At 70.7% G+C, this 4,614-nt stretch carries 4 protein-coding genes; 1 reads left to right on the top strand and 3 read right to left on the bottom strand.

Translation table 11 applies throughout. From position 1 onward, the window contains the following. Positions 1–77: 77 nt before the first annotated feature. From CA984_RS42725 to CA984_RS42715, 3 genes are all read right to left on the bottom strand, one after another. Entirely contained in the window at positions 78–881 is an 804-nt protein-coding gene (locus tag CA984_RS42725; protein ID WP_086578999.1) for an SAM-dependent methyltransferase, read from the bottom strand. Positions 882–970: 89 nt separating this feature from the next. Then, positions 971–2,752: a sensor histidine kinase gene (locus CA984_RS42720; protein ID WP_086578998.1), complete on the bottom strand. Its 1,782-nt coding sequence runs from the start codon at positions 2,750–2,752 to the stop codon at positions 971–973. Continuing rightward, complete coding sequence (locus tag CA984_RS42715; RefSeq protein ID WP_086578997.1) at positions 2,749–3,438, bottom strand: response regulator transcription factor; 690 nt, start codon at positions 3,436–3,438, stop codon at positions 2,749–2,751. The genes CA984_RS42720 and CA984_RS42715 overlap by 4 nt, the downstream gene beginning before the upstream one ends. Positions 3,439–3,519: 81 nt before the next feature. On the opposite strand from CA984_RS42715, the gene CA984_RS42710 reads away from it, so the two are divergent. Further along, complete coding sequence (locus CA984_RS42710) at positions 3,520–4,419, top strand: L,D-transpeptidase (RefSeq protein WP_086578996.1); 900 nt, start codon at positions 3,520–3,522, stop codon at positions 4,417–4,419. Positions 4,420–4,614 lie beyond the last annotated feature (195 nt).

The raw sequence follows: 4,614 nt of genomic DNA, 5'->3' as shown, positions 1-4,614 counted from the left end.
GGGCGGGGCGACTCCGGCTCCTGCCCGAGTCGCCCCGCCCACCCGCTTCTCCGCTCACCACTTCACGGAACGCGGAACTACGGCTTGCGGCCCACCCCGGAGTAGCCGATCGAGGTGGTCTCCGCGCCGATCAGCGGCTGGTCGTCGGGCCGCCAGTCCTTGGGGAACACCAGGCCGGGTTCGACCAGCTCGTAGCCGTCGAAGAAGCGGGTGATCTCCGCGTGCGTGCGCAGGCTCAGCGCCGCGGTGGCGTGGTTGTAGACCTCCAGGGCCTCCGGCGTGGTGTCCGGCTTGGCGTCGATGGCGTGGCTGAGCACGAGGTAACTGCCCGGCGCGCTCGCCTCGTACAGCCGCTGGACGATCTCGTAGGCGCCCGCGCCGTCGGAGCTCTCGTCCGGGATGAAGTGCAGGATGGCCAGCATCAGGAACGCCACGGGCCGGTCGAAGTCGATGTGCTCGCCCAGCGCGGCCAGCAGCTTCTCCGGGTCACGCGCGTCGGCCTGGACGATGGTGATGTTCTCGCCGTCCGCCAGGAGCGCCCGGCCGTGCGCGCACACGACGGGGTCGTAGTCCACGTAGATCACACGGGTGTCGGGCGCGATCCCGTGCGCGACCTCATGCGTGTTGCCCTGCGTGGGCAGCCCGGATCCCAGGTCCACGATCTGCCGGACGCCCGACTCGACCAGGTGGCGTACGGCACGCGAGAGGAACGCCCTGTTCTCCCGCGCGGAGTCCCGGGTCTCCGGGAAGAGTTTCAGGATCTGTTCGGCCGCAGCCCGGTCGGCGGCGAAGTTGTCCTTGCCGTCCAGGTAGTAGTCGTACATCCGGGCGACATTGGGCACGTTCGGGTCTACCCCGTCCGGCGCGGCCTGACTGTCCACGCTTTTCACCGGTCCTTCGGTATTCGTCGTTAATTGATCTTAGAGAGACTTTCGCGGTCTTGTGCGGGTAATGCCGGATCGAGAGCCACTTATGCCGACAGATCCGGTTCGACCGGGAGCCGTAGCGTGAAGACGGTGCCCTCGCCCGGGGTGCTCGCGACGCTCACGGTCCCGTGGTGGGCCTCGGCCAGATTACGGACGATGGCGAGCCCGAGCCCGCTGCCGCCGGTCCGCCGGTTCCGTGACTTCTCCTCCCGCCAGAACCGGTCGAAGACATGGGGAAGATGCTCGGGGGCGATGCCGACGCCGGTGTCGGCCACCTCGATCAGGACGTGCCCGTCCGCGAGACGGCCGCGCAGCGCGATCCGCCCGCCCGGCGGCGTGTAGTGCACGGCGTTGCTCACCAGGTTCCCCACGGCCTGGCGCAGCCGTACCGGGTCGGCGAGGAGTCCGGGGTCGCCGGCGGTGTGGGCCGTCAGGGTGAGGCCGGCGGCGTCGGCGCGGCCACGATGCGCCGTGGCGATCTGGTCGAGCAGGTCGGCCACGTTCACCGGCTCGGGATGCAGCCGCAGCTTGCCCGCGTCCGCGAGAGCCAGCTCCTGCAGGTCGTCGACGATGTGCTGGAGCAGCAGGATCTCCTCCACCAGCGAGGCGATCAGCTCGGGGTCCAGCTCCGCGACGCCGTCCTGGGCAGCCTCCATCCAGCCGCGCAGGTTGCTCAGCGGAGTACGGAGCTCGTGGGAGACGTCGCTGACCATGGCCTTGCGCTGCGCCTCCATCCGCTCCAGGTGCTCCGACATCCTGTTGAACGCCTCCGACAGCTCGCCCACCTCGCCCGTGGCCCTCACCGCGACGCGGGCGGAGCTGTCGCCCTGCCCCATCCGCTGGGCCGCCTCGGTCAGCGCCCGCACCGGCCGGACCAGCCGGGTGGCGACCACGACGCTCACCGCGACCGCGAACAGCAGCACGAGCAGCGCGGTGCCCACGATGCGCGTCACCCCGGCCGAGGGCAGCTCGGTGGAGGGCGCCCGCGCCGAGGAGCCGAGGTAGAGCAGGGCCGCGGGCGCGACATACGCCCTGAGCTGCTCGCGCCGGGCACTCGCCAGGCAGGCGGAGACGGGCTGCTGGTCGAGGACGCGGGGGACTTCGACGGGGTGCGGCGCGGAGAACGTCCAGGACAGGTCGAGGGCGAGCGTGACCTCGTACTTGCCCTGGCCCACCAGGCAGCGGTTGACCAGGTGATTGAGCCGGCGCAGTGCCTTGCGCTCGGTCGCGGTGGGGGTGTCGAGCGTCTTCGAGGAGCACGCGGTGGCCGCGGAGGCGTTCTTGTTGGGGATCTCGACGGAGGGACGCCCGGAAGGGGAGAGGACGACGCCGGCCTCCTGCCCGTTGCGGCGCGCGCAGATCACCCCCCGGTTGGCGGCCTTCCGCAGCCGGGACCGTTCCGCAGGGGTGAGCTTGAACGGCCCGACCGCCCGGGGGTCGATGCGGTCCTTGGCCGCCCCCGGCACCAGGGTCACGTCCACCCGCAGCGGATCGACGACCACCGAGGGCTTGGCGGGCAGCGGAGTGTCGCTGGAGTCGGCGATCGGCTCGCCGTTCTCGGTGGTGAGCGCGATGCGGCGGCCCGTCTTCCCGGCCAGGTCACGGACCGTTTGATCGACGCCGTCCCAGCTCGCGTGGGTCGCGCCGTAGCCGAGCAGGGTGTCGTTGATCCGGGTGTCGGTGACCAGGGTCTGGTCCTGCTCCTCGCGGATCGCGCCCGAGGTGCCCTGGCTGGTCAGCCAGGCGGTCGCCGAGATCGAGCAGACGGCCACCAGGACGGAGCTCGCGAGCAGCCGCGTGAGCAGGCTGTGGCGCCAGACGCTCATCCCGAGCCGTCGGTCAGCTTGTAGCCGACGCCGTAGACGGTCAGGAGCCGGGTCGGCCTGCGCGGGTCGGACTCGATCTTCTTCCGCAGGTTCAGCATGTGCACGTCGACCGTGCGCCTGGTGATGAAGCGGTCGAACCCGTGGACCTCCTCCAGGAGCTGCGCGCGGGTGAAGACCCGCTCCGGCTGGGCGGCGAGCGTCTCCAGGATCCGGAACTCGGCGGGCGTGCAGTCCACCGGGGCGCCGGCGACGCTGACCAGGTGGCGCGCGGGGTCGACCAGGAGATCGCCGACCTTCAGCGTTTCCTCGGGATCCTTGGAACGCCGCGCCCGCCGCAGGAGCGTGCGGACCCTGGCCATCAGCTCCCGCGGGCTGTAGGGCTTGGTGACGTAGTCGTCGGCCCCCAGGTCGAGGCCGAGAAGCAGGTCGTCCTCCGTGGCGCGGGCGGTCAGCATGAGCACGGGAACGTCCGACTCCGCGCGGATGACACGGCAGACGTCGAGGCCGTCGGCCCTCGGCATCATCACGTCGAGCACCACGAGGTCGGGCTCGCGCGCGCGGGCCTCGTCGATCGCGGCCCGCCCGTCATGCACGACGAGCACCGAGTGGCCTTCCCTCTCCAGATAGCGGCGGACCAGCTCCGCCTGCTTCACGTCATCCTCTGCAACCAGCACATATGCGCACATCGGGACGAGATTATGTGACCAAGACAGGTCATTGACAGCGACCAAACAGGACCTTCACATTCCTCCGCCAGTCTGCGTCGCGTGAAGTTCAACGGCTATCTCGCAACGGCGGCACTCGTCACCGCGGCCACGCTGACCACCGCGGCCACGCTGACCGGCTGCGCGGCGTCCGGCGCCCAGCCGGCCCCTCCGCGAGCCGCCGCCACCGGCCAGGCCGAGGCGGGGGCGGCAGCCACCGATCAGGCTGAGGCAGGAGTCACTGATATCGGCCAGGCCGAGGCAGGGGGCAGCGCCACTGACCAGGCCGAGGCAGGAGCCGCCACCACCGACCAGGCCGAGGCGGGGGCGGGGGCGTCCGCCACCGATCACGCCGAGTCGGGGGCCGGCGTGGAGGTGGCGACCGTACGGGGACCATGGATCACCGTCTACAAGCGCAAGGCGGCGAGCTCGCCCTGGCGCCGGCTCACGAGCCCCAACGACTACGGCGCCGCGCGGGTCTTCCTCGTGGAGCGCCGCGACGGGGAGTGGCTGCGGGTCCTGCTGCCGATCAGGCCCAACGGCAGTACGGGCTGGATCAAGGCGGGCGACGTCACGCTGGCCAGGACCACGCATCGGGTGGAGGTCGACCCCGCGCGGTTCAGGTTCACGGTCTACGACGGGGCCCGCGTCCTGCGCACGGGAAAGGTGGCGACAGGCCGGGACGGCACGCCCACCCCTCCCGGCCGCTACTTCTTCACCGAACTGGTGCGCCCACCGGACCCACGCGGGCCGTACGGCGCCTACGCCTTCGGGCTGAGCGGGTTCTCCCCGACGCTGAAGAGCTTCGCGGGAGGCCCGGGCCAGCTCGCCATCCACGGGACCGACGACACGGCGGCCATCGGCACGCAAGCCAGCCACGGCTGCGTACGGGTCACCAACGCCGACATCACCTGGATGGCCAAGAACCTGGCGATCGGCACCCCGGTCGTCGTGAAGGGCTGACGCCCTTCAGGCACGGAGTACGGCTCGACCACGGAGCACGGCTCGACCACGGAGCACGGCTCACCCACCGGAAACAGCTCAACCACCGAGTAGGGCTCACCCACCGGAAACAGCTCAACCACCGAGTAGGGCTCACCCACCGGAAACAGCTCAACCACCGATAACAACGAAAGGTGAGACACATGCGTCTCAAGC

Origin of the sequence: Streptosporangium minutum, from assembly GCF_002149035.1 — a bacterium.
In the GTDB taxonomy this organism is placed as follows: domain Bacteria; phylum Actinomycetota; class Actinomycetes; order Streptosporangiales; family Streptosporangiaceae; genus Streptosporangium; species Streptosporangium minutum.
This window is presented reverse-complemented; position numbering and strand designations above follow the sequence as displayed.